General features: G+C 73.1%; 17 protein-coding genes and 1 riboswitch. Of the genes, 8 read left to right on the top strand and 9 right to left on the bottom strand.

The genetic code is table 11. The features are described 5' to 3' along the window. Positions 1-362: 362 nt before the first annotated feature. Both EDD39_RS17255 and EDD39_RS17250 read left to right on the top strand, forming a co-directional pair. Positions 363-920 (top strand): DUF5134 domain-containing protein, encoded by a 558-nt coding sequence (locus tag EDD39_RS17255; protein ID WP_123557075.1) that lies wholly within the window; start codon positions 363-365, stop codon positions 918-920. 196 nt (positions 921-1,116) lie between these two features. Then, entirely contained in the window at positions 1,117-2,064 is a 948-nt protein-coding gene (locus EDD39_RS17250) for a M56 family metallopeptidase (protein WP_030462211.1), read from the top strand. Between the two features lie 88 nt (positions 2,065-2,152). Here the strand turns inward: EDD39_RS17250 and EDD39_RS17245 are convergent, their stop codons facing one another. Continuing rightward, positions 2,153-2,572, bottom strand: a complete 420-nt coding sequence (locus EDD39_RS17245; protein ID WP_123557073.1) for a MarR family winged helix-turn-helix transcriptional regulator — start codon at positions 2,570-2,572, stop codon at positions 2,153-2,155. 88 nt (positions 2,573-2,660) lie between these two features. Here EDD39_RS17245 and EDD39_RS17240 point away from each other — a divergent pair, with 88 nt between their 5' ends. Beyond that, positions 2,661-4,202 carry an MFS transporter gene (locus tag EDD39_RS17240; protein WP_123557070.1) on the top strand — a complete coding sequence of 514 codons (1,542 nt, stop codon included), beginning with the start codon at positions 2,661-2,663 and terminating at the stop codon, positions 4,200-4,202. 328 nt (positions 4,203-4,530) lie between these two features. Here EDD39_RS17240 and EDD39_RS17235 read toward each other — a convergent pair whose 3' ends face one another. Continuing rightward, positions 4,531-5,397, bottom strand: a complete 867-nt coding sequence (locus EDD39_RS17235; RefSeq protein ID WP_030462208.1) for a helix-turn-helix domain-containing protein — start codon at positions 5,395-5,397, stop codon at positions 4,531-4,533. 413 nt (positions 5,398-5,810) lie between these two features. On the opposite strand from EDD39_RS17235, the gene EDD39_RS17230 reads away from it, so the two are divergent. Then, entirely contained in the window at positions 5,811-6,332 is a 522-nt protein-coding gene (locus tag EDD39_RS17230) for an ATP-binding protein (protein WP_123557068.1), read from the top strand. 188 nt (positions 6,333-6,520) lie between these two features. On the opposite strand, the gene EDD39_RS17225 is transcribed toward EDD39_RS17230, so the two are convergent. Further along, positions 6,521-6,763, bottom strand: coding sequence for a DUF397 domain-containing protein (locus EDD39_RS17225; RefSeq protein ID WP_030920417.1), 243 nt, complete (start codon positions 6,761-6,763; stop codon positions 6,521-6,523). Between the two features lie 348 nt (positions 6,764-7,111). Here EDD39_RS17225 and EDD39_RS17220 point away from each other — a divergent pair, with 348 nt between their 5' ends. Then, positions 7,112-8,008, top strand: a complete 897-nt coding sequence (locus EDD39_RS17220) for a sirohydrochlorin chelatase family protein (protein ID WP_244256767.1) — start codon at positions 7,112-7,114, stop codon at positions 8,006-8,008. A 169-nt stretch (positions 8,009-8,177) separates the two neighbouring features. Here EDD39_RS17220 and EDD39_RS17215 read toward each other — a convergent pair whose 3' ends face one another. After that, positions 8,178-10,325 (bottom strand): hypothetical protein, encoded by a 2,148-nt coding sequence (locus tag EDD39_RS17215; RefSeq protein WP_123557066.1) that lies wholly within the window; start codon positions 10,323-10,325, stop codon positions 8,178-8,180. 442 nt (positions 10,326-10,767) lie between these two features. After that, positions 10,768-10,937, top strand: a riboswitch (cyclic di-AMP (ydaO/yuaA leader). Between EDD39_RS17215 and EDD39_RS17210 the strand changes: the two genes are divergently transcribed. From EDD39_RS17210 to EDD39_RS17200, 3 genes are all read left to right on the top strand, one after another. After that, positions 10,922-12,250: a transglycosylase family protein gene (locus tag EDD39_RS17210; RefSeq protein ID WP_208765519.1), complete on the top strand. Its 1,329-nt coding sequence runs from the start codon at positions 10,922-10,924 to the stop codon at positions 12,248-12,250. Its footprint overlaps the riboswitch before it by 16 nt. 109 nt (positions 12,251-12,359) lie before the next feature. After that, positions 12,360-12,560 (top strand): hypothetical protein, encoded by a 201-nt coding sequence (locus EDD39_RS17205; RefSeq protein ID WP_123557062.1) that lies wholly within the window; start codon positions 12,360-12,362, stop codon positions 12,558-12,560. Positions 12,561-12,681: 121 nt separating this feature from the next. Further along, positions 12,682-14,589, top strand: coding sequence for an AMP-dependent synthetase/ligase (locus EDD39_RS17200; protein ID WP_123557060.1), 1,908 nt, complete (start codon positions 12,682-12,684; stop codon positions 14,587-14,589). 53 nt (positions 14,590-14,642) lie between these two features. Here EDD39_RS17200 and EDD39_RS17195 read toward each other — a convergent pair whose 3' ends face one another. From EDD39_RS17195 to EDD39_RS17175, 5 genes are all read right to left on the bottom strand, one after another. Further along, a complete protein-coding gene (locus EDD39_RS17195; RefSeq protein WP_208765518.1) occupies positions 14,643-15,668 on the bottom strand; it encodes a LacI family DNA-binding transcriptional regulator in 1,026 nt (341 codons plus the stop codon). Between the two features lie 25 nt (positions 15,669-15,693). Continuing rightward, on the bottom strand, positions 15,694-17,415 hold the full coding sequence (locus EDD39_RS17190; protein WP_123557056.1) for a glycoside hydrolase family 13 protein: 1,722 nt from the start codon (positions 17,413-17,415) through the stop codon (positions 15,694-15,696). A 51-nt stretch (positions 17,416-17,466) separates the two neighbouring features. Beyond that, on the bottom strand, positions 17,467-18,420 hold the full coding sequence (locus tag EDD39_RS17185) for a sugar ABC transporter permease (RefSeq protein WP_425269694.1): 954 nt from the start codon (positions 18,418-18,420) through the stop codon (positions 17,467-17,469). Continuing rightward, positions 18,417-19,367, bottom strand: a complete 951-nt coding sequence (locus EDD39_RS17180; protein WP_123557055.1) for a carbohydrate ABC transporter permease — start codon at positions 19,365-19,367, stop codon at positions 18,417-18,419. The genes EDD39_RS17185 and EDD39_RS17180 overlap by 4 nt, the downstream gene beginning before the upstream one ends. A 106-nt stretch (positions 19,368-19,473) precedes the next feature. Then, entirely contained in the window at positions 19,474-20,754 is a 1,281-nt protein-coding gene (locus tag EDD39_RS17175) for an extracellular solute-binding protein (RefSeq protein WP_162870048.1), read from the bottom strand. Positions 20,755-21,048: the final 294 nt, after the last annotated feature.

Genomic DNA, 21,048 nt, shown 5'->3' with positions numbered 1-21,048 from the left:
CAAGGCCGGTTTGACGGTAGACGCTCCAGTTCGTAGTACCGGCACCCGCCGATCTCTCCGCGGTGGAGTAGGAGGGGAGCGGGCGCGGACCGGAACGGACGGCTCCGGCCCGCCCGGCCCGGGGGCGCCCGACCTGCCCCGACCATGCCCCGGCCCCCACCGGGTCGCCACCGGGGCGCCCACCGTGCGCGCAGGACCGGTCACGCCTCGGTGCGCCCCCGTTCACGCCCTGCTGCGCCCGGGCCGGGTCGGTGATCGTGGAGGGGACGCGGACCCCGGCCTCCTGCGGCGACCGGCGGCACCCTCCGAGAGGGCCACGGGGTCACGGGGTCCCGGCGACATCCGGCACGGAGGGGGACGCGATGCACGGTCCGGCGCTGGTGAGCTGGCTGCTGGCGGCGCTGGCCGCGGGCAGCGGCGGCTACTGCGGGTGGCGGGTGCGCCGCTGGAGCACCGAACCGGCCTGCGGCGGCCACCACCGGGCGCGCCGGGAGTCGGACGTGCTGGAGGCCGCGATGGGCCTGGGCATGGCCGGGATGGCGCTGCTGCCGGGGGTGTTCTGGGGCTGGCCGTACGCGCTGCTGGCGGCGGTGCTGCTGGTCGGCGCGCTGGCCGGGCGCGGCGCGGGGCTGCGGGTGCACCGGCTGCACCACGGGATCGGGGCGCTGGCGATGGCGTACATGGCGCTGGCGATGGCCGGCGGGTCGGCGGGCGGGCACTCCGGGCACGCCGGGCACCACGGGCAGCCGGGCGGGCTGCCGCTGCTGACGGGGGTGCTGCTGGTGTACTTCGGGGCGTACGCGCTCTGGGAGGGCAGCCGGGTGCTGGCGGCGGGCGGTCCGGTGGCGGCGGCGCCGCTGCCGCGGGCCTGCCGGGCGGCGATGGGGATCGGGATGTTCGCCATGCTGCTGTCGATGTGAGCCCCCGGCGCGGCACGGGCGTTCGACCGCCGGGCGGGGGTGCGGCTGACGGGGCGTCGGGCGGTCCGGCGGCGGTGGTCGGGCGTGGCCTTGGTCACTGGACCGACCCGGCCGTTCCGCGCGGGCGTGTGGCGGCATAGGTTGGGGGGAAGCGCATCGCCGCGCCTCGAACCCCTCCCTCGGGGAGACCTCTGCCATGACGGCACTGCTGAGCCTGCTGCTGCTCGGACTGCTGCTCGCCACCGTGGCGCCGAGCCGCCTGGCCCGGGCCCGCTGGCCGGAGCGCGAACCGGTGTTGGCCCTGTTGGTGTGGCAGATGCTGGTGGTCGCGGTGCTGCTGTGCTGCGTGCTGAGCCTGCTGCTGGCGAGCGCGGCCGCCCTGCCCGCCTGGCGGGACGTGGTGTTCTCGGGCGCCCCGGCCGGGGTGGAGGACGCGTACGAGCTGGTGGGCCTGGAGGGCTGGGGTCGGCTGTCGGCGGCGGTGCTGGCCGCGGGCGGGGTGTGGACGGCGGTGTCGCTGGCCCGGGAGGTCCGTTCGGCGCGCGCGGAGCGCGGTCACCGGCACGCCCAACTGGTGCGTCGCGCGCCGGAGTTGCCGAGTTCGCTGCTGCCGCGTCGGCGCCGGGTGCGCGAGCCGCTGGTGGTGCTGGAGAACGTCCGGCCGCAGGCCTGGTCGCTGCCCGGGCCGCGGGCCCGGCTGGTGGTGACCACGGGGGCGCTGCAGCAGTTGTCGGACCGGGAGCTGGCGGCGGTGCTGAGCCACGAGCGCGGTCACGTCCGGGCCCGGCACCACTGGTTGGGGCAGTGCGCGCAGGCGCTGGCGACCGGGTTCCCGGGGGTGGAGGTGTTCTCCGCGTTCCGGGACCAGGTGGCGGTGCTGGTGGAGCTGGCGGCGGACGACCGGGCGGCCCGGCGGCATGGGCGGGTGACCACGGCGCTGGCGCTGGCCGAGCTGAACAGCGAGGTGTTCGCCTCCTGCCCGCCGGCCCAGCTGGCGCAGTCCCCCGCCCGGGTGGACCGGCTGCTGCTGGGCGAGCCCCGGCTGCCGGTGCCGGCCCGGCTGGGCTGGACGCTGGCGGCGCTGGCCGCCCCGCTGGGCGCGGCGGTGCTGGCGGTGGCGCCGGGGCTGTCGGCGCTGCTCTGACGCGCCGCCCCTCCTCTCCGCCGGCCGGGTGCGGGCCCGTCGGCAGCGCACCCCTTGACGGTCCGTCAGCCGCCGGGCTCCGGCCGGTTCAGCCCTCGGGGCCGAGCGTCTCGGCGAGGATCCGGCGGTGCACGGGGCGGGCCTTGAGGTAGCGCTCGCGGCCCTCGTCGGTGAGCGCGATGTAGATGCCGCGCCGGTCGTCGACGCAGTGCGTGCGCCGGACCAGGCCGGCCTTCTCCATCCGGGCGACCAGCCGGGAGAACGCGCTCTGGCTGAGGTGCACGGTGCCGGCCAGGGCCTGCGCGCGCTCGCCGCGGCCGGGCTCCTCCCGCTCGAACTCCCGCAGCCGCTCCAGCAGTTCGAACTCGCTGACGCCGAGCCCGTACGCCTCGCCCAGCTCGCGGTCGATGGCGCAGGCGGTGGCCGCGTGGCGGGCCAGCAGGGCGCGCCACTGCTCGCTGAGCGCCGTCTCCGCGGACGGGTCGTGGTCTGGGTCGAAGTCGGTCACGCCGCCAGGTTAGCACATGCACGTACATCTGTTGCGTCCACATTAAATGCGTTTGCATCCCATGCATATGCATGTAGCGTGCTGTGCCATGACCGACACGACGGTGACCCACACGCCTGCGGCCGACCATCCGTCCGCGACCGAGCACACCCGCTGGAGCCCCCGACTCTGGGGCGCCCTGGTGGTGCTGTGCGCCGCGATGTTCCTCGACGCGCTCGACGTCTCGATGGTCGGCGTCGCCCTGCCCTCCATCGGCGCCGACCTGCACCTGTCCGACTCCGCCCTGCAGTGGGTGGTGAGCGGCTACGTCCTTGGCTACGGCGGGCTGCTGCTGCTCGGCGGCCGCGCGGCCGACCTGCTCGGCCGCCGCCGGGTGTTCCTGGTCGCGCTGGCCGTCTTCGCCGGCGCCTCGCTGCTCGGCGGGCTGGTGGACAGCGGGCCGCTGCTGATCGGCGCCCGCTTCCTGAAGGGCGTCAGCGCCGCGTTCACCGCCCCGGCCGGCCTGTCCATCATCACGACCACGTTCCCGGAGGGCCCGGCGCGGAACCGGGCGCTCTCCATCTACACCACCTGCTCGGCCGCCGGCTTCTCGCTCGGCCTGGTGATCAGCGGTCTGCTGACGTCGGCGGGCTGGCGGCTGACGTTCCTGATGCCCGTCCCGGTCGCCCTGATCGCCCTGGTCGCCGGCGTCAAGCTGCTGCCCCGGCGGCACGACGGGCAGCGCGCCTCCGGCGGGTACGACCTGGCCGGCGCGGTCACCGGCACCGCGGCGGTGCTGCTGCTGGTGTTCACGGTGACGGAGGCCCAGGGCGCGGGCTGGCTGTCCGCCCGCACCCTCGGGTCGCTGCTGCTGGTGGCGGCGCTGGCCGCGGCCTTCCTGACCATCGAGTCCCGCACCGCCCACCCGCTGGTCCGGCTCGGCATCTTCCGGGACGCCGGCGTCCGCCGGGCGAACCTCACCGCGCTGACGCTGATGGGCAGTTACGCGGGCTTCCAGTTCGTGGCCACGCTGTACCTGCAGCGGCTGCTGGGCTGGTCGGCGCTGGAGACGGCGCTGGGGCTGCTGCCCGGCGGCGCGGTGGTGGCGTTCTCGGCGGGCGCCGTCGGCCGGCTGCTGGACAGGTACGGCCCGGCCCGGGTGCTGCCGGTCGGCGTGGCCTCGATGGCCCTCGGGTACGCGCTGTTCCTCCGGCTGGACGAGCACAGCGGCTTCCTCGGCCTGGTGCTGCCGAGCATGCTGCTGATCGGCGCGGGCTTCGCACTGGCCTTCCCCTCGATCAACGTGGCGGCCACCGCGGGGGTCGCGGACGACGAGCAGGGCCTGGCCTCGGGCCTGGTGAACACCGCGCTCCAGGTCGGCGGTGCGATCGTGCTGGCCGTCACCACGGCGGTGCTCACCGCGGGCAGCGCCGGCGGCACCGACGCGCACGCCCAACTGTCCGGCTACCGGCCCGCGTTGCTGCTGGTGACAGGCACCACCGCGCTCGGCCTGCTGATCGCGCTGACGGGCGCGATCCGCTCCGGCCGCCGACGCAGCCAGGCCCCGGCCCCGGTCGCCGACCACACCTACCCGGCGGAGGCGTCGGCAGAGCAGGAGCAGGAGCAGGGGGTGCTGGTGTCGGAACGCTGAACGGAGCGGAGCCCGAGCCCGGGCGGTCGGCCTCCCGCCGCCCCGGGCGCTCCGGCCGTCCTCCGGGCCGGCTCCACCAAACCCCCGTCTTGGTGGAGCCGGTGCGCGCGGTCCGCCACCGGGCGGACTTCGGAGCAGTCACCATCGCAGTTGGGCGGGCCACGGTCAATCAGTGCAGCCGCACCGAGACCGAACTGCCACCCGCCACAAGGAGGTTGAGCCGCACCCCGCGCCGCCCGCGCGCCACCGGCGCCCTCGGTGCACCACCGGCGCCCCCTCCGCACCACCCGCGCTCCGGCGGAGGAGCCGCGGGGGGCGGGCGGTTGCGCTACTGGCTCTTGAGGATCGAGTGCAGCAGGTCGAGGGTCTGCTGCGGGGTGAGGCTGTCCACGCACAGCCGCTCCATCACCTGGAGGTACTCGTCGACGTCGTCGCGCTTGTCCAGGTAGAGGGCGCTGGTGAGCTGTTCCAGATAGACCACGTCGGGCAGGTCCTGCTCGGGGAAGCGCAGCACCGAGAAGGCGCCGCTCTCGCCGGCGTGCGCGCCGAACCGGAACGGCATCACCTGGACGACCACGCTGGGGAGTTGGGCCAGTTCCACCAGGTGCTCCAGCTGGGCCCGCATCACCTCGGGGCCGCCGACCGGGCGGCGCAGCGCGGCCTCGTCGATGACGGCCCAGAGCTTGGGGCCGCGGCCGTCGGTGAGCAGTTTCTGGCGGCGGGCCCGCAGGGTGACCCGGCGGCCGATCTCGGCGTCGTCGAGGGTGGGGCGGTTCTGCGCGAAGATCGCCCGGGCGTAGTCCTCGCACTGGAGCAGGCCGGGGATGAACTGCACCTCGTAGGTGCGGATGAGGGCGGCGGCCTCCTCCAGGCCGATGTAGGTCTGGAACCAGTTGGGCAGCACGTCGTTGTAGCTGTGCCACCAGCCGGACTTGTTGGCCTCGCGGACCAGCGCCAGCAGGGCCTCCCGGTCGGGGCCGGCGGCGAGGCCGTACAGGCTGAGCAGGTCGGCGACGTCGCGCTCCTTGAAGGAGACCCGGCCGAGTTCCATCCGGCTGATCTTGGACTCCGAGGCGCGGATCGCGTAGCCGGCGTCCTCCCGGCTGATGGCGCATCCCTCGCGGAGCCGGCGGAGTTGGGAGCCGAGGAGGATGCGGCGCACCATCGAGCCCCCGCCGGGCTGAACTGTGGTCATTTGACCAAACCTCCACTCGGACGGACCAGTTGCACAGTCTGCCATCAGTTGGGCGCGCTGAGTGCCGGTAGTGGTGCACCCGACTGTCGCTTCGGCCACTTCCGGGTCCATCTTGCACGTGCATCCGGTGCATGCATATGCCAATCGCACGACTGCACGTGAACCGGCTCTTGCATCTGCCGTGAGCGCAGAGGACCATGGTGCACGTGCACTTGCACGCCCTGGCAATCCCGCGGGCCCCGCGTCGACCCCATGCGCGAACCCGCACACCCTCCCGGCAACGCCCGCGCGTCGCTGGGTACTTGCGTGTGCGGACCGGTCGGCCGACGGTCCGGCGGCCGAGCGAGTCGGAGGTGACCGGCATGACCCCGGTGGGTCCCGCCGTGTCCGCCCCCTTATGGGAGGAGCTCTTCATGAGCACCGGTACGGTCCTGGCGACCGACCCTCATGTGGTCAGCTGCACCCTCGCTCCCCGTTTCGAAGCCGTGCGCACCGCACGGGAGTTCACCAGGCGGTCGCTGGAGGCCTGGGGGCTCGGGGAGATCTTCGACGACGTGGCCCTGGTGGCCTCGGAGCTGGTGACCAACGCCCTGCGGCACGCGCTCGGCCAGAGCGAGCCGTCCCGGGTGCCGGTCCAGAGCGTCCCGCAGCCGACGGTGGAGACGCTGCCGATCCGGATCAGCCTGGTGCACCGCGCGCCGCAGGTGGTCTGCGCGGTGAGCGACCCCTCCAGCACCGGTCCGATAGCCCGGGAGGCCGACTTCGTGGCCGAGTCGGGCCGCGGGCTGCACCTGGTGGACTCCTTCTCCCGGTCCTGGGGCTGGCACCCGCTGGCCGGCGCCGGGAAGGTGGTCTGGGCCCTGTTCGACGCCCACACCGAACTGCCCGTCCCGGAACAGCTGTCGAACTCCGGCCGGCACCGCCGCTCCGCCTGACCCGCACACCACCCGCCCGACCCGCGCCCCCCGCCCGACCCGCACCCCCCGAAGCGAACCGTCCGGCGGATCCCGCTGCGAACGGCCTCCCTTGACGGAGCGTCAGGAGAGTCGGGCGGCGCCCGGAACCACGAAGGCCGTCGCGGGATCCCCCACGACGGCCCGGGTGAACGGGAGCCGACCTGCCGTCAGGGCGTGCCGCCCAGGTGGTCGAACTCCCCGTCCTTGACGCCGAGCAACATCGCGGTGATCTCGTCCCTGGTGTAGACCAGTGCCGGACCCTGCGGGAAGCGCGAGTTGCGCATCGCCACGTCGCCGTTCGGCAGCGCGGCGAATTCCACGCAGTTGCCCTTCGAGTTGCTGTGACGGCTCTTCTGCCAGACCACCCCGTCCAGGTCCGCCGCCGCCATGCCGTTGTACGCCTCACGCATTGTTTTCTCCCCAGAGCCTGGCGAATGCCTCACTTGACGTGATGATAGCTCTCCTGCACGTGCATCAGCATGGGAAATTTCCCGTGCAGAAGAACGTGCCAATGCTGTCACCAACCCTTCACAGCCGTGCAATTGACGGTGCGTAAGCGGACACAGCCGGGCGAAACGCCAGTCACTCCATGACCGTCCGCACACATTCGTCTGCGCGTTGTCGATCATCACCACCTTCCACGCGGTTCACAGGTAGTCACGATTCGCACTGTGATGACTGTCACTTCCTGGCGGAAACCCGCCCGCTGCCGGTATCCGGCTGCAACGCGCGAGGGGACATGTCCTACGATCTGGCGCATGAGCACCGCAGCCATCCCGGGCGCGCCACTGCCCGTCCGTACGCCAGGCTCCCGTGCGCGGGGGCGCCACCGCCGTCCCGAGCGCCCCGAGATCATGGCCGGTTCGCCCGCCCTGGTGCTGGCGGTCCCGGCCGTCGCCGGGCCGGAGAGCCGCCCGGTCGTCGAGGAGCTGCTGTCCATCGTCCGCACCGAGCAGGCGGGGATCGAGGTGACGGCGGCCTACCAGGGCGGTGAGGACGCGCCGACGGTCGCCGGCCTGATGGCGGCGGCCGCCGAGGCGGGCCTGCCCGCGCCGGTGGTCGTCCCGCTGGTGCCCGGACCGCACGGCTTCCTGCCCGAACTGCACAAGCTGGCCGCCGAGACCGGCGCCCAGGTGCTGGACCCGCTGGGCCCGCACCCGCTGCTGGCCGAGGCCGTGCACGTGCGGCTGTCCGAGGCCGGGCTGGCCCGCGCCGACCGGGCCCGGCTGTTCGCCATCGCCACCGCCGCCGACGGCGTGGTGCTGACCACGGTCGGCGGCGAGGAGGCCGCCGCCGCGGCCGGCATCACCGGCGTCCTGCTGGCCTCCCGGCTGGCCGTGCCGGTGGTTCCGGCCGCACTGGACGTGCCCGGCTCGGTGGCCGCGGCCGTCGCGCACCTGCGCGCCACCGGCTCCGAGCGCCCGGCGCTGGCCCCGCTGGTGATCGGCCCGGAGGCCGACACCGAGCTGCTGGCCACCGCCGCCGAGGAGACCGGCTGCGCGAGCGCCGCCCCGATCGGCGCCTACCCGACGGTGGGCCAGCTGATCGCCTCCGCCTACCTGGCCGCGCTCCCCGAGCCCACCCAGGAGCAGTTGGAGGCCGCCGAGGCCGCCATCGAGCAGCAGCGCGCCCCGGGGGCGCACGCGGCTCGCTGACGCCGACCGAGAGCCGCGACGGGCGGGAGCAGCGAATCGACGCGCTCCCGCCCGTCGCGCTTCCCCCCTGCTACGTCGACCGGTCCCGACGCGCCTCCCCCCGTGCCACGCCGACCGGTCCCGGCGCGCCTCCCCCCTGCCGCGCCGACCGGTCCCGTCCGGCTGCCGCTCAGCCGGTGGTGACGCGTCCCGTCCCGGGTGCGCGGTCGGTGAAGGCGAGCGCGGGCAGGGCGACCGGGCGCGGCGGGACGGGTGCCTCGGCCGGCGTGGTGGTGGCGTTCCACGGCGTGCCGGCGAGCCCCGGTCCGCCGCCCTTGCCGAGCGCGACGGTCTGCGTCTGCCCGGCCGGGCGGAACAGGATCCGGGTCGGGTCGGGCGCGTCCGGGTCGAGCCACAGTTCGCTGCCGGCCGGGCCGCCGAACGCGCAGTCCAGCACCGCGATGTCGTCGGGCTTGCCGTCGCCGGTGGCCCGGAACGCCACCCCGGCCTTGCGGTAGCCGGTCAGCCGGCTGCGGCTCAGGGTGACGGCCTCGCCGGCCAGTTGGTGCTTGAGGGTGGTCACCGCGTAGTCGGACTGCCCGGCGGCGTCGATCAGCAGCCCGTCGAAGACGGTGCCCTTGTCGCGGCCGAGCGCGTGCACGGCGATGCCGCCGGCGGCGTTCCCGTACAGCACCGAGGCGGTGTAGTCGAAGTCGTTCAGGTAGGCGCCGTGCTCGATGCCCCAGCCGCCGTTGTGGTACGCCGCGTACTGGGTGACGGTGTGGTGGTGCTCGGCGTTGAGCCAGACGAAGATGCCGTTCTGCAGGTTGTTGTGCGCCAGGCAGCGTTCGAAGGTCCAGACGCCCTCGCTGGTCTCCGGCCACTCGTAGCCGGACGCGCCGGTGGCGCCCTGCACGCCGACGGCCACGCAGTCCCGGGCCGAGGAGCCCGTCCCGGCGCCGAGGCTGAAGCCGGTGAGCCGGTAGGCGCGCGGGTTGGGCTCGAAGACGGTGCGGGAGGCGACGCAGCCGTCGTAGGCGATGTCGTCGGAGGGGCCCTGCGGGGTGCGGGTGTCGATCGGGCCGTCCCACCAGTACGCGTCCTCCCAGGTGTCGTGGGAGATGCAGCCGCGGAAGGTGATGCCGTGGCTGGCGTGCGGCACGAAGGCGTGGCTGCCGGTGTCGCGAACCACGACGCCCTCGACCACGGTGCCGCGCGAGGTGTCCAGCAGCATGTGGAAGTGCAGCCCGTACCGGCCGAGCACGGGTTCGGTGACGGGCTTGCCGTCCCAGCTGTCCTTGCCGGCGGCGCGCGGGCCGAGCCAGCGCAGGGCGGCGTGCCGGACGTCGGGCGGGCGGCTGGAGGTGAGGTGGACGTGTGCCCGGCCCTGCTCGGTGCCCTCGATCCGGACGTTGCGGCTGAGGTTGAGCACCTCGGCGCCGAAGGTCGCGCCGCCGCCGGTCGCCACCCGCGGGTGGGCGTGCCGCAGCGGGCCGGTCAGGGTGACGGTGGCGCCGTCGACCCGGGCGACCGTCACCAGGTCGTAGGCGGTGGAGAAGTCCGCGGTGTCGGGCGGCGCGGTCGGGGTGACGGCCAGTTCGTCGCCGGGCTGCCAGCCGTCGGGGGCGGCGGCCAGCTTCAGCGCGGTGTCGCCGGGCTCCAGGTCGGCTGCGGCCCGGACCCAGGCGGTGCGGGGCGCGCCGTCCAGTCGCAGGTAGCCCTGGCCGGTGACCCACAGGCCGGTGTCGCTGTCGACGACGGTCATCCCGCCGCCCGCGAACCGGTGTTCGTCGACCTGCGGGAAGCGCAGGGTGTGGGTGTGCGCGGCGTCGGGGGCCAGGGCCAGGACGCCGCGCACCTCGACGTTGCCCGCGCTGGCCAGGGTCAGCGTCCGGTCGGCGGCGAACACCAGCGAGCCGCCGGGCTCCACCAGCAGCGAGCCGACCTCGGCGTCGGCGTCCAGCACCACCCGGTCGGTGATCCGCACCGCGCTGCCGGGGCCCGGCGGTTTTCCGCCCCAGCCCTTGGCGTCGGACCACTTGCGGCCGCCGGCGTCCAGCACCGGGGGCCGGGTGGAGGGCTGCGGGCTGCCGGCGGCGGGTGGCGGGGCGCCGGTGCCGTGCGGGTGGCCGGCCGGGGTGGCGGTGCCGGTCTGCGCGGCGGCGGCGCCCGCCGGTTCGTCGGCCCCGGCCAGCGACTGCCGCAGGACCACTCCCCCGCCGAGCGCCGCCGCCGTCCCGGCCGCCAGCCAGGTCAGCATCCGGCGCCGCCCGACCGGCGGGCGCCGGTGCCGTGCCGGCGGCGGTTGCCGTTCCTCGTCCTGCCCGTGTTCCACCATGGCCGCCCTTCCAGGTTCCGCCGCCCTGAGCCGTCGGGGGCAGCATAGGCAGCGCGGGCGCCGGAAAGCGGCGGATTCGCTTTCGCTTCAGCATTCTGACGTACCGTCAGGAGGCACGGCGGGGTGCTTCGAGGCAGGGACAGAACGCCCATAAAGCGACAAATGACCCGCACACCGGGTGGACAAACGTGAATAATCCCGCATAGCTCAGCATAGGGCAGCAAAACGGGCACAAGATCACCTATCGCCTGACGTCCCGCCAGAATTCGCCGCCGCTCGCGGAGTTCGCCGAATATCCCTTGATCACCCATTCCGGCCGCTGTGATGCCGGTCACGGGCATTTGCGGATTCTCCTTAATTCCGCTTAATCTCCTGCCCACGTTCGTGGACACACGGACCCAGTTCGCCCGGAACGCCGAGTCCTGCCGCCGGGCGGGTCGGCTCATGCACAACGCACCACGGCAGGGGCGGGGGAACCAGGTAAGTCGCCCCGGGCGGTCGAAGGACCGCACGGGGCTAGGGGTGAAGCCGGGCGCACCACGCGGTGCGCGCGGCCGGGCAACTCCAGCCCGAATCCGACAGCTCACCTCGCAGGCGTGGGAGAGGAACGCTTCTTCATGCTGCCCATCAGCTCCAAGCGCGCCCGCCGCCTGATCGCCACCACCGGTGTCGTCGGCATCGGGCTGTCGATCCCCTGCCTGACCGGTGGCGTCGCCTCCGCGGCGACCGTCTCCACCTGGGACAAGGTCGCGCAGTGCGAGTCCAGCGGCAACTGGGCGATCAACACCGGCAACGGCTTCTACGGCGGTCTGCAGTTCACCGCCTCCACCTGGGCCGAGTTCGGCGGCACCGCGTACGCCTCGCGCGCCGACCTCGCCACCAAGGACCAGCAGATCTCGGTCGCCGAGAAGGTCCTGGCCTCGCAGGGCCCCGGCGCCTGGCCGGTGTGCTCGATCCAGGCCGGCCTGACCAAGGGCGGCGCCGCCCCCCAGGTCGACACCTCCGGCTCCGCCTCGTCCGCCACCGCCGCGCCGTCGCAGTCGCAGACCCAGGCGCCCGCCCAGTCGCAGTCGCAGTCCGGCAGCAAGGGCAAGTCCCAGAACGGCTGGTCGCAGAACGGCTGGTCGCAGGGCAAGTCGCAGTCCCAGCCGCAGGCCGAGCAGAGCGCCCCGGCCGCCACCGCCGACCAGTCGGCCGGCACCTACACCGTCGCGGCGGGCGACTGGCTGTCCACCATCGCGCAGAGCCAGCACGTGGACGGCGGCTGGCAGAAGCTGTACGACCTCAACCGCTCGGTGCTCACCGAGGGCCCGGACATGATCTACCCGGGTCAGCAGCTCTCGCTCGGCGGCGCCGCCACCGCGCAGCAGCAGTCCGCGCCGGCCGCCACCACCTCCTCCACCGGCACCCACCAGGGCTCGTCCTGGAAGGGCAACCGTTCCTCCGCCGCCAAGTCGTCGAGCACCCCGGCCAAGTCGTCCACCGCGACCACCGCCACCGCCTCGACCACGGCCGCCGCCACCGCCACCACGACGGCCGCCGAGGCGACCGCCACCAAGGCGACCGGCTCCAAGGCCGCGGCGATCGACTTCGCGCTGTCCAAGCTCGGCCAGGCGTACGTCTACGGCGGCACCGGCAACGGCGGCTGGGACTGCTCCGGCCTGACCCAGGCGGCGTTCCGACAGGCCGGCATCAGCCTGCCGCGCGTCGCCGCCGACCAGGCCGACTACTCGACCCGCGTCTCGCTGGACAGCCTGCAGCCGGGCGACCTGCTGTTCTGGTCCAGCAACGGCTCCAACTCGGGCGTCTACCACGTCGCCCTGTACGTCGGTGACGGCAAGTACGTCGAGGCCGCGAACCCGCGTTCCGGCGTCCGCACCGAGACCATCGCCAACTGGGCCCCCGACTTCGCGGGCCGCGTCTGATCACGGGCACGACCGCCGCTGCCCCCGGGGACCTGGTCGGCCCCGGGGGCAGCGGCCTATCCTCGGCCGGACGGGGCTCGACGAGACTCGACGACCGGGGAGCGGCACCATGGCGAAAGTGACGATCACGCTGGACGCGGACCTGGCCCTGGAGGTGATGATGCGCGTCGGCGCCACCAGCCCCCAGGACGCGGTGGAACTGGTCGTCCGCGACTACCTCTCCACCGACCGCCGCACCATCGCCCGCGCCGGCGGCACCCGTGACGGCGAGCGCTTCCTCCCCAAGCCCCCGCCCGTCGAAGAGGGCTGACGCCCCGCCGGGCCCGAAACCTCCACAACCTCCGCAACTGTCAAGTAACTTACTGTCTAGTAAGTTCACCGGCCAGTACCTAACCTGGGCGAACCCCCACCCCACCCAAGGGAGTTCGCTCATGGCACACCCCCTCGCCCGGGCCGCCCGCGCCACCCGCCCGCCCGTCGAGGTGCTGCGCACCGGTGGGCGGGTCGTCGAGGCCCGGTCCGCGTACCTGGTGCCGCCGCCCGCCGACGGGGTCCTGGGCGACCTGCCGTTCCGCAACGCGCAGGACGCGCCGGAGGCGGTGGTGGTGACGCGGCGCCGACCGGACGGCTCCTGGCGGGACGTGACGGCCCGTGAGTTCGCGGAGCAGGTCGCGGCGGTGGCCCGCGGCCTGGTCGCGGTCGGGGTCGGCCCCGGCGCGCGGATCGTGCTGATGTCGCGGACCGGGTACGAGTGGACGCTGCTGGACTTCGCCGCCTGGGCGGCCGGCGCCTGCGTGGTGCCGGTGTACCCGACGTCCGCGGTGGAGCAGGCGGAGTGGATCGTCCGGGACTCCGGCGCGGTGCTGGCGGTCGCGGAGGATGCCAGCACCGCCGAGGTGCTGACCGTGGCGATCGCCCGCACCGGCGGGACGGTGCCGCTGTGGCGGCTGGACGAGGACGCGGTCGGCGCCCTCGCCGAGCTGGGCCGCCCCGTTCCCGCCGAGGAGTTGGCGCGCCGCAGACGGGCCCAGGGCCCGGACGACGAGGCCACGCTGATCTACACCTCGGGCACCACCGGCCGCCCCAAGGGCTGCCTGCTCACCCACGCCAACTTCCTCACCGAGGCGGCGAACTGCCACGCCCTGCTGGAGCCGGTGTTCGAGGAGGCGACCGGCCGGGCGCCGTGCACCCTGCTGTTCCTGCCGCTGGCGCACGTGCTGGGCCGGATGATCCAGGTGACCTGCGTGTACGGGCGGGTCCGGATCGGCCACAGCCCGTCCCTGAAACCGGCCGACCTGCGGCCGGACCTGGCCTCCTTCGGCGCGACCTTCCTGGTCGGCGTGCCCTACCTGTTCGAGAAGATCCACCAGTTGGGCCGGGCCGAGGCGCAGGCCAAGGGCGCGGTGAAGGTGTTCGACCGGGCGGCCGCGGTGGCGGTGCGCTACGCCCGGGCCGAGCTGGCCGCGGCGGACGGCGGCCGCCCGGCGCCGCTCTCGCTGCGGCTGGCGCACGGCCTGTACGACGCGCTGGTGTACCGGCGGGTGCGGGCCGCGATGGGCGGCCGGGTGCGGTACGCGATCAGCGGCGGCTCCTCGATCGACCCGGAGCTGCTGCTGTTCTTCGCCGGCGCGGGCGTGCTGGTGCACGAGGGCTACGGGCTGACCGAGAGCAGCGGCCCGTCCACGGTGAACCCGCCGCTGCGGCCGCGGCCCGGCACGGTCGGGCAGCCGGTGCCGGGCAGCGCGGTGCGGATCGCCGAGGACGGCGAGGTCCTGCTGTCCGGCGGTCAGCTCTTCGACGGCTACTACGAGTTGGGGGCGCCGCGGCCCCGGCGGCCGCACTGGTTCGCCACCGGCGACCTGGGGCGGCTGGACGAGGACGGCTACCTGACGATCACCGGCCGCAAGAAGGAGATCCTGGTGACCTCCGGCGGCAAGAACGTCTCCCCCGGCCCGCTGGAGGACCGGCTGCGCGGCCACCCCCTGGTCGGCCAGGCCCTGGTGGTCGGCAACGGCCGCCCGTACGTGGGCGCGCTGCTCACCCTGGACCCGGAGGCGGTGGAGCGCTTCCTCGCGCTGGACCCGCCGACCCCGCCGCACGCGCCCGACGGCGTGGACCTCTCCAGCGCCGTCCCGGTGCACCCGGCGGTGCTGGCGGCGCTCGCCGAGGCGGTGCGGGGCGTCAACGCGACGGTCTCGCGCGCCGAGTCGATCCGCCGGGCCCGGGTGGTGGCGGGCGAGTTCACCGAGGAGCGCGGCCTGCTGACGCCCTCGCTGAAGGTCCGCCGACAGGCCGTCAGCACCGCCTACCGCCGCGACCTCGAACAGCTCTACGCATGACGGACGGCCCCCGGGAGGAGCTCCTCCCGGGGGCCGTGCCGACGAGGCGCCGCTCAGCCGTTGCGCGGGCCGGACCCGGTGGAGCCGCGCATCACCAGCTCGGGCTGGAACATGAACTCGGAGCGCTGCGCCGGGTTCCCGCCGACCTCCTCCAGCAGGGCGTCGACGGCGGCGGTGGCCATCGCCTCGACCGGCTGGCGGACGGTGGTCAGCGGCGGCTCGGTGAACGCTATCAGCGGCGAGTCGTCGAACCCGACCACCGAGACGTCCTGCGGCACCGTCAGCCCGCGCTGGCGGACCGCCCGGATCGCGCCGAGCGCCATCATGTCGGAGCCGCAGACGATCGCCGTGCAGCCCTTGTCGAGCAGCGCCTGGGCCGCGGCGTGCCCGCCCTCCACGCTGAACAGGGTGTGGTGGACGAGTTCCTCGGCCTGCTCGGGGGTGCGCCCGGTGAGCTGCTGCACGGCGGCCGTGAAGCCCTCGATCTTGCGCAGCACCGGCACGTACCGCTTCTGGCCGACCGCGAGGCCGATCGTCTCGTGGCCGAGCTCGACCAGGTGCTGGACGGCCATCCACATCGCGGCCCGGTCGTCCGGCGAGATGAACGGCGCGGCGATCTTCTCGCTGTAGCCGTTGATCAGCACGAACGGGACCTGGCGGCCGGTGAGTTTGGCGTACCGGTCGTGGTCGGCGGTGGTGTCGGCGTGCAGGCCGGAGACGAACACGATGCCCGCGACGCCGCGTTCCACCAGCATCTCGACGAGTTCGTCCTCGGTGGAGCCGCCCGGGGTCTGGGTGCACAGCACCGGCGTGTAGCCGTGCCGGCTGAGCACCTGTTCGATGACCTGGGCCAGGGCCGGGAAGATCGGGTTGCTGAGCTCCGGGGTGATCAGGCCGATCAGCCCGGCGCTGCGCTGGCGCAGCCGGGTGGGCCGCTCGTAGCCGAGGACGTCGAGCGCGGCCAGCACGGTCTGCCTGGTGGTCGCGGAGACGCCCGCCTTGCCGTTGAGGACGCGGCTGACGGTGGCTTCGCTGACCCCCGCCTGCGCCGCGATGTCGGAGAGTCGCGCCGTAGTCACGATCCCAGAGCCTATTGCAACCACGTCAGACCGCCCACCATGCGGTGCTGTCGGCCGGGAGTTCCACCTCGTCCGCCGCGGCGACAGCCTCCGCGGAGGACAGCAGCATACGGCCGGGGGCGGGGATCCGGACGGTTTCGCCGGTGGTGTTCACGGTGCACACGAACGAGCCCTCGGGCGACTCGCGCCGGAACGCCAGCACGCCCTCGGGGGCGGGCAGCCACTCGACGCCGGTGCCGGCGCCGAGCGCGGGCTGCGCGCGGCGGACGGCCAGCGCGGAGCGGTAGAGCTCGAGCGTCGAGGTCGGGTCGCCGGTCTGGACCTCCACCGAGAGGCCGGCCCACTCGGCGGGCTGCGGCAGCCAGCTGGGGCCGCCGGCGTTCGGGCCGAAGCCGTAGGGGGCCTCGGTGCCGGACCACGGGATCGGGACCCGGCAGCCGTCGCGGAAGCCGTCCTGGCCGGCCTGCCGGAAGAACGACGGGTCCTGGCGGACCTCGTCGGGCAGGTCGGTGACGTCGGGCAGGCCGAGCTCCTCGCCCTGGTAGACGTACGCGGAGCCGGGCAGCGCGAGCATCAGCAGGGTGGCGGCGCGGGCCCGGCGCAGGCCGAGGACGCGGTCGCCGGGGGTGCGGATCTGGGTGCCCAGGCCGGGCGGGTTGGCGAACCGGGTGGCGTGCCGGGTGACGTCGTGGTTGGAGAGCACCCAGGTGGTGGGGGCCTGCACCGGGCGCATCGAGTCGAGCGAGACGTCGATCACCTCGCGCAGCGCGGCGGCGTCCCAACCGGTGCCCAGGTACTGGAAGTTGAACGCCTGGTGCAGCTCGTCGGGGCGGACGTAGTTGGCGGTGCGCTGGACGGTCGGGGTCCAGGCCTCGGCGACGCCGATCCGGTCGCCGGGGTACTCGTCGAGGATCTGCCGCCAGCTGCGGTAGATGGCGTGCACGCCGTCCTGGTCGAAGAACGGCATGACGTCGTTGCCGAGCAGCTTGAGCTGGTCGTGGCTGCCGAGGTCGGGCAGGCCGGGGGCCTTGACCAGGCCGTGGGCGACGTCGATCCGGAAGCCGTCGACGCCCATGTCGAGCCAGAACCGCAGGATGGAGCGGAACTCGTCGGCGACCGCCGGGTTGTCCCAGTTGAAGTCGGGCTGCTCGGGGGCGAACAGGTGCAGGTACCAGTCGCCGGGGGTGCCGTCCGGGTCGGTGGTGCGGGTCCAGGCCGGGCCGCCGAAGATGGACTCCCAGTCGTTGGGCGGCAGTTCGCCGTCCTCGCCCTTGCCGGGGCGGAAGTGGTAGCGCTCGCGCAGCGGGGAGCCGGGGCCCTCGCGCAGCGCGCGCTGGAACCACTCGTGCTGGTCGGAGGAGTGGTTGGGGACCAGGTCGACGATGATCCGCAGGCCCAGGTCGTGGGCGTCGCGGATCAGCGCGTCGGCGTCCAGCAGGGTGCCGAACATCGGGTCGACGGCCCGGTAGTCGGCCACGTCGTAGCCGGCGTCGGCCTGCGGGGAGGCGTAGAACGGCGAGAGCCAGACCGCGTCCACGCCCAGGTCGCGCAGGTAGGGCAGCCGGCTGCGGATGCCCGGAAGGTCGCCCATGCCGTCGCCGTTGCCGTCGGCGAAGCTGCGCGGGTACACCTGGTAGATGACCGCGTCCCGCCACCAGCCGCCTCTGGAGGCCCCGGTGGTCGCAGCAGTCGTCCGAGCGGCGGGAACGGCGGCGGGCCGGGAGGCGTCGGCCAGGTTCTGGGTCATTGGACAGTCATCCCTCGGAGGCTGTGGAAGTGACGTGGAGGTGGCGCGGGTTCAGGACTTCGCGGCGCCGGCCGTCAGGCCGGTGACCAGGTGGCGCTGCACGAGGTAGAAGACGACCGCGGCGGGGATGGCGATGAGCACCGAGGTGGCGGCCATCAGCTGCCACTGGTGGTCGTGCTCGCTGACGAACGAGGACAGGCCGACCGCCAGGGTGTACTTGTCGGACGAGAGCATGAAGGTCGAGGCGTAGGCGACCTCGCCCCAGGCGGTGAGGAAGGAGTAGAACGCGGCCACCGCCAGGCCCGGGCGGGCCAGCGGCAGGATCAGCCGCCAGAAGGTGCCGAACGGGGAGAGCCCGTCGACCCGGCCGGCCTCGTCGATCTCCATCGGGATGGTGTCGAAGTAGCCCTTCAGCAGCCAGGCGCAGTACGGCACGGTGGTGGCCGAGTAGACCATGATCAGGCCGCTGTAGCTGTCCAGCAGCCCGAGGTTGGACAGGATGTAGTACATCGGCACGATCAGGACCGCGATCGGGAACATCTGGGTGACCAGCAGCACCCACATCAGCTGGCGGTAGCCGGGGAAGCGCATCCGGGAGACCGCGTAGCCGGTGGAGGCGGCGATCAGCACGCCGATCACGGTGGTGCCGCCGGCCACGATCGCCGAGTTGCCGAACCAGGTGAAGAACCCGGTGTCGCCCATCACCTTGCCGTAGTTGGCGAAGGTCATCTTGGCGAAGATCTTGCCGGGGTGCAGGTAGTCGTTGTCGTCCGGGCCGAGCGAGATGTACGCGATGTACAGCACCGGGAACAGCGCGATCAGGCTGGCGGCGATCAGCGCGCCGTGCGAGAGCACGGCGGCGAGCGGGGAGGACTGGCCGCGCCGCCGGACCTTGGCGGGGCGCTTCGCGGGGGCCGCGTCGGCGGCGGGGCGGTCGGCGGTGAGTGTCATGGGGCTGCCTGCCTGGTCGGGTTCCTCGGTCTGGTGGGCGGTCTCGGTGCTCATCCGTTGGCCTTCTCGTTCCGGGCCAGCCAGCGGCGGTAGAAGCTGGTGAAGACGATCAGGATCGACAGCAGCAGGATTCCGTAGGTCGCGGACTGCGCGTAGTCGGAGGGCTGCTGGCCGAAGCCGAGGCGGTAGGCCCAGGTGACCAGGATCTGCGCGTCGGGGGCGCCGGAGCCGAACAGCAGGAAGATGACCGCGAACTGGTTGAAGGTCCAGATCACGCCGAGCAGCACGACGGTGGAGGAGACGGTCCGCAGGCCGGGCAGGGTGACGTAGCGGAAGCGCTGCCAGGGGCTGGCGCCGTCCATCTCGGCGGCCTCGTACAGCTCCTGCGGGATCGACTGGAGGCCGCCGAGCAGCGAGATCATCATGAACGGCACGCCGACCCAGGTGTTGACCAGGATCGCGGCGGCCTTCTGCGCCAGCGGGTCGGACAGCCAGCCGGGTTCGGGCAGGTGCAGGAAGCCGAGCAGGCCGTTGACGGCGCCGCCGTCGGCGAGCATCAGGCGCCAGGAGAAGACGGTGACGAAGGTCGGCACCGCCCAGGGCAGGATCAGCACCAGCCGGTACAGGCCGCGGCCGCGCATCTTCCGGTTGAGCAGCAGCGCCAGGGCCAGGCCGATGCTGTAGTGCAGGACCACGCAGATCGCGGTCCAGGCGACGGTCCAGATGAAGTGCGACCAGAAGCGGTCGTACGCGGTCGGTCCCCACAACACGTCCGCGTAGTTGTCCAGCCCGATGAAGTCGAAGCTGTCCGGGATGTGGTTGACGCCGATCTGCCGGCCGACGTTGAGGCTGGTGGCGTTCGTCAGGGTCAGGTAGATGCCGCGCACCAGCGGGTAGCCGACCAGCACCCCGAGGACGATCACGACCGGCGCGATCATCGCGTACGCGTACCAGTACTTCGAGTACGACAGCCTGATGCGCTGTACGACCGCAACTGCCATGGGTTGACACCTTCTCCGGGAGGTCCGCCGCCTGCCTCGGCGACTGCTGGGGGTCTGACGGGTCCGCCCGGCCCACCGTCAGGTGTGGGCCGGGCGGCCGATCCGATTACTTGGTGAAGTCCGGGAGGAGCTTCGCGTAGTCGGTCGCGGTGGCGTCCAGGCCGGCCTTGGTGTCGCTCTGGTCCTGGACGATCTTGCCGAGGTTGGTGCCGAAGGAGCCGAACAGCGAGGCGTACTCGGGCAGTTCGGGCCGCGGCTGGGCGGAGGTCAGGATCGCCTGGAAGTCCGCGATGCCGGGGTTGGCCTTGACCTCGGCGGTGTAGGCGTCGCTGCGGGTGGGCAGGGTGCCGTTCTTCAGCGCCAGGAAGGTCTGGCTCTCGGCGGAGGTCAGGAACGCGGCGAGCTTCTCGGCGGCGGCCTTGTGGGCGGCGTCGGAGCCGGCGTAGACCGAGACGTTGTGGCCGCCGGTGGGGGCGCCGCCCTTGCCGGTGGAGCCGTTCGGGACGGCGGCGATGCCGAGGTTCTTCTTGTCGGCGAACGCGGCGCCCTTGTAGACGTTGGTGACCTCCCACGGGCCCTGGATGATGGCCGCGACCTTGCCGTTGTTGAAGGCGTCCATCATGTGGGCGTAGGCGTCGGTGGTGACGTCGGCCTTGACCGTGCCGGGCGAGGTGAACATCGACTTGTAGGTGTCGACGGCCTTGACGGCCTCGGGCGAGTTGACGGTGATCTTCTTGCCCGCGGCGTCCACCATGTTGGTGCCCTCGCCGTACAGGAACGGCATGGCGTAGTAGCCGTCCGCGGCCTTCAGCCAGAAGCCGTCGACGCCGGCCTTCTCCTTCAGCTGCGCGGCGTCGGCCTTGAGCTCGTCCCAGGTGGTGGGGGCGGCGGTGATGCCGGCCTTGGCGAAGAGCTCCTTGTTGTACATCAGCGCCAGGGTGTCGGTGACCAGCGGCACGCCGTAGGTCTTGCCCGAGTACTTGGCCTGCTGGATCAGCGAGGGCTGGAAGACCGAGGCGTCGGTCAGCGCGGGGGTGCCGTCCAGCGGCTCCAGGTAGCCGGCCTTGGCGAAGGCGGAGGTCCAGCCCACCTCGGAGCGGAAGACGTCCGGCGCGCCCTTGGCACCCATCGCGGTCTGGAGCTTGTTCTGCGCCGTGTCGAACGGCACGTTCACGAAGTTGACCTTGACGTTCGGGTTCGCGGCCTCGAACTTCTTGACCAGCTCCTGGTAGTTCGGGGCCTCGTTGGTCGCGTTCGAGGTGTCCCAGTAGGTGATGGTGACCGGTCCGTCGCTCTTGCTGTCCGAGCCGGAGCCGCTGCTGCTGCAGGCCGCCATGGTGACTGCCAGAGCCGCAACGAGAGCGGAGGCCGCGATGCCACGCCGCATGGAAACTCCTAGGAAAGGTGGGGGTGCCCGAGATGGAGGAGGACGGCGCATAATGGCTGTCCGAAGCCGACTGCGCCGTTGCGGCCGCCGGGCTTGAGCAGGAACGTAACAGCGCGGCAAGCGTTGCTGAAAGCCCTTGCAGCAAGTTTCTGCAAGGCGGTGGCGATCGTTACGTCCACGTGTCCTTAGAGTTGCCGTCACGCGTCTTGACCATCCGTCGCCTTGCGGAAACTCCTTGCAGTCACCGGGCACGGAAGAGCCCCCGGGAGCAGCGCTCCCGGGGGCTCCCGATCG

Source organism: Kitasatospora cineracea, assembly GCF_003751605.1.
Taxonomy (GTDB): domain Bacteria; phylum Actinomycetota; class Actinomycetes; order Streptomycetales; family Streptomycetaceae; genus Kitasatospora; species Kitasatospora cineracea.
This window is presented reverse-complemented; position numbering and strand designations above follow the sequence as displayed.

What these genes read in the sequence shown, in the direction of transcription:
- EDD39_RS17255 (WP_123557075.1), top strand. Translation starts at nt 363, where the DNA reads ATGCACGGTCCGGCGCTGGTGAGCTGGCTGCTGGCGGCGCTGGCCGCG.
- EDD39_RS17250 (WP_030462211.1), top strand. Translation starts at nt 1,117, where the DNA reads ATGACGGCACTGCTGAGCCTGCTGCTGCTCGGACTGCTGCTCGCCACC.
- EDD39_RS17240 (WP_123557070.1), top strand. Translation starts at nt 2,661, where the DNA reads ATGACCGACACGACGGTGACCCACACGCCTGCGGCCGACCATCCGTCC.
- EDD39_RS17235 (WP_030462208.1), bottom strand. Translation starts at nt 5,397, where the DNA reads ATGACCACAGTTCAGCCCGGCGGGGGCTCGATGGTGCGCCGCATCCTC.
- EDD39_RS17230 (WP_123557068.1), top strand. Translation starts at nt 5,811, where the DNA reads ATGAGCACCGGTACGGTCCTGGCGACCGACCCTCATGTGGTCAGCTGC.
- EDD39_RS17225 (WP_030920417.1), bottom strand. Translation starts at nt 6,763, where the DNA reads ATGCGTGAGGCGTACAACGGCATGGCGGCGGCGGACCTGGACGGGGTG.
- EDD39_RS17220 (WP_244256767.1), top strand. Translation starts at nt 7,112, where the DNA reads ATGAGCACCGCAGCCATCCCGGGCGCGCCACTGCCCGTCCGTACGCCA.
- EDD39_RS17215 (WP_123557066.1), bottom strand. Translation starts at nt 10,325, where the DNA reads ATGGTGGAACACGGGCAGGACGAGGAACGGCAACCGCCGCCGGCACGG.
- EDD39_RS17205 (WP_123557062.1), top strand. Translation starts at nt 12,360, where the DNA reads ATGGCGAAAGTGACGATCACGCTGGACGCGGACCTGGCCCTGGAGGTG.
- EDD39_RS17200 (WP_123557060.1), top strand. Translation starts at nt 12,682, where the DNA reads ATGGCACACCCCCTCGCCCGGGCCGCCCGCGCCACCCGCCCGCCCGTC.
- EDD39_RS17190 (WP_123557056.1), bottom strand. Translation starts at nt 17,415, where the DNA reads ATGACCCAGAACCTGGCCGACGCCTCCCGGCCCGCCGCCGTTCCCGCC.
- EDD39_RS17185 (WP_425269694.1), bottom strand. Translation starts at nt 18,420, where the DNA reads ATGAGCACCGAGACCGCCCACCAGACCGAGGAACCCGACCAGGCAGGC.
- EDD39_RS17180 (WP_123557055.1), bottom strand. Translation starts at nt 19,367, where the DNA reads ATGGCAGTTGCGGTCGTACAGCGCATCAGGCTGTCGTACTCGAAGTAC.
- EDD39_RS17175 (WP_162870048.1), bottom strand. Translation starts at nt 20,754, where the DNA reads ATGCGGCGTGGCATCGCGGCCTCCGCTCTCGTTGCGGCTCTGGCAGTC.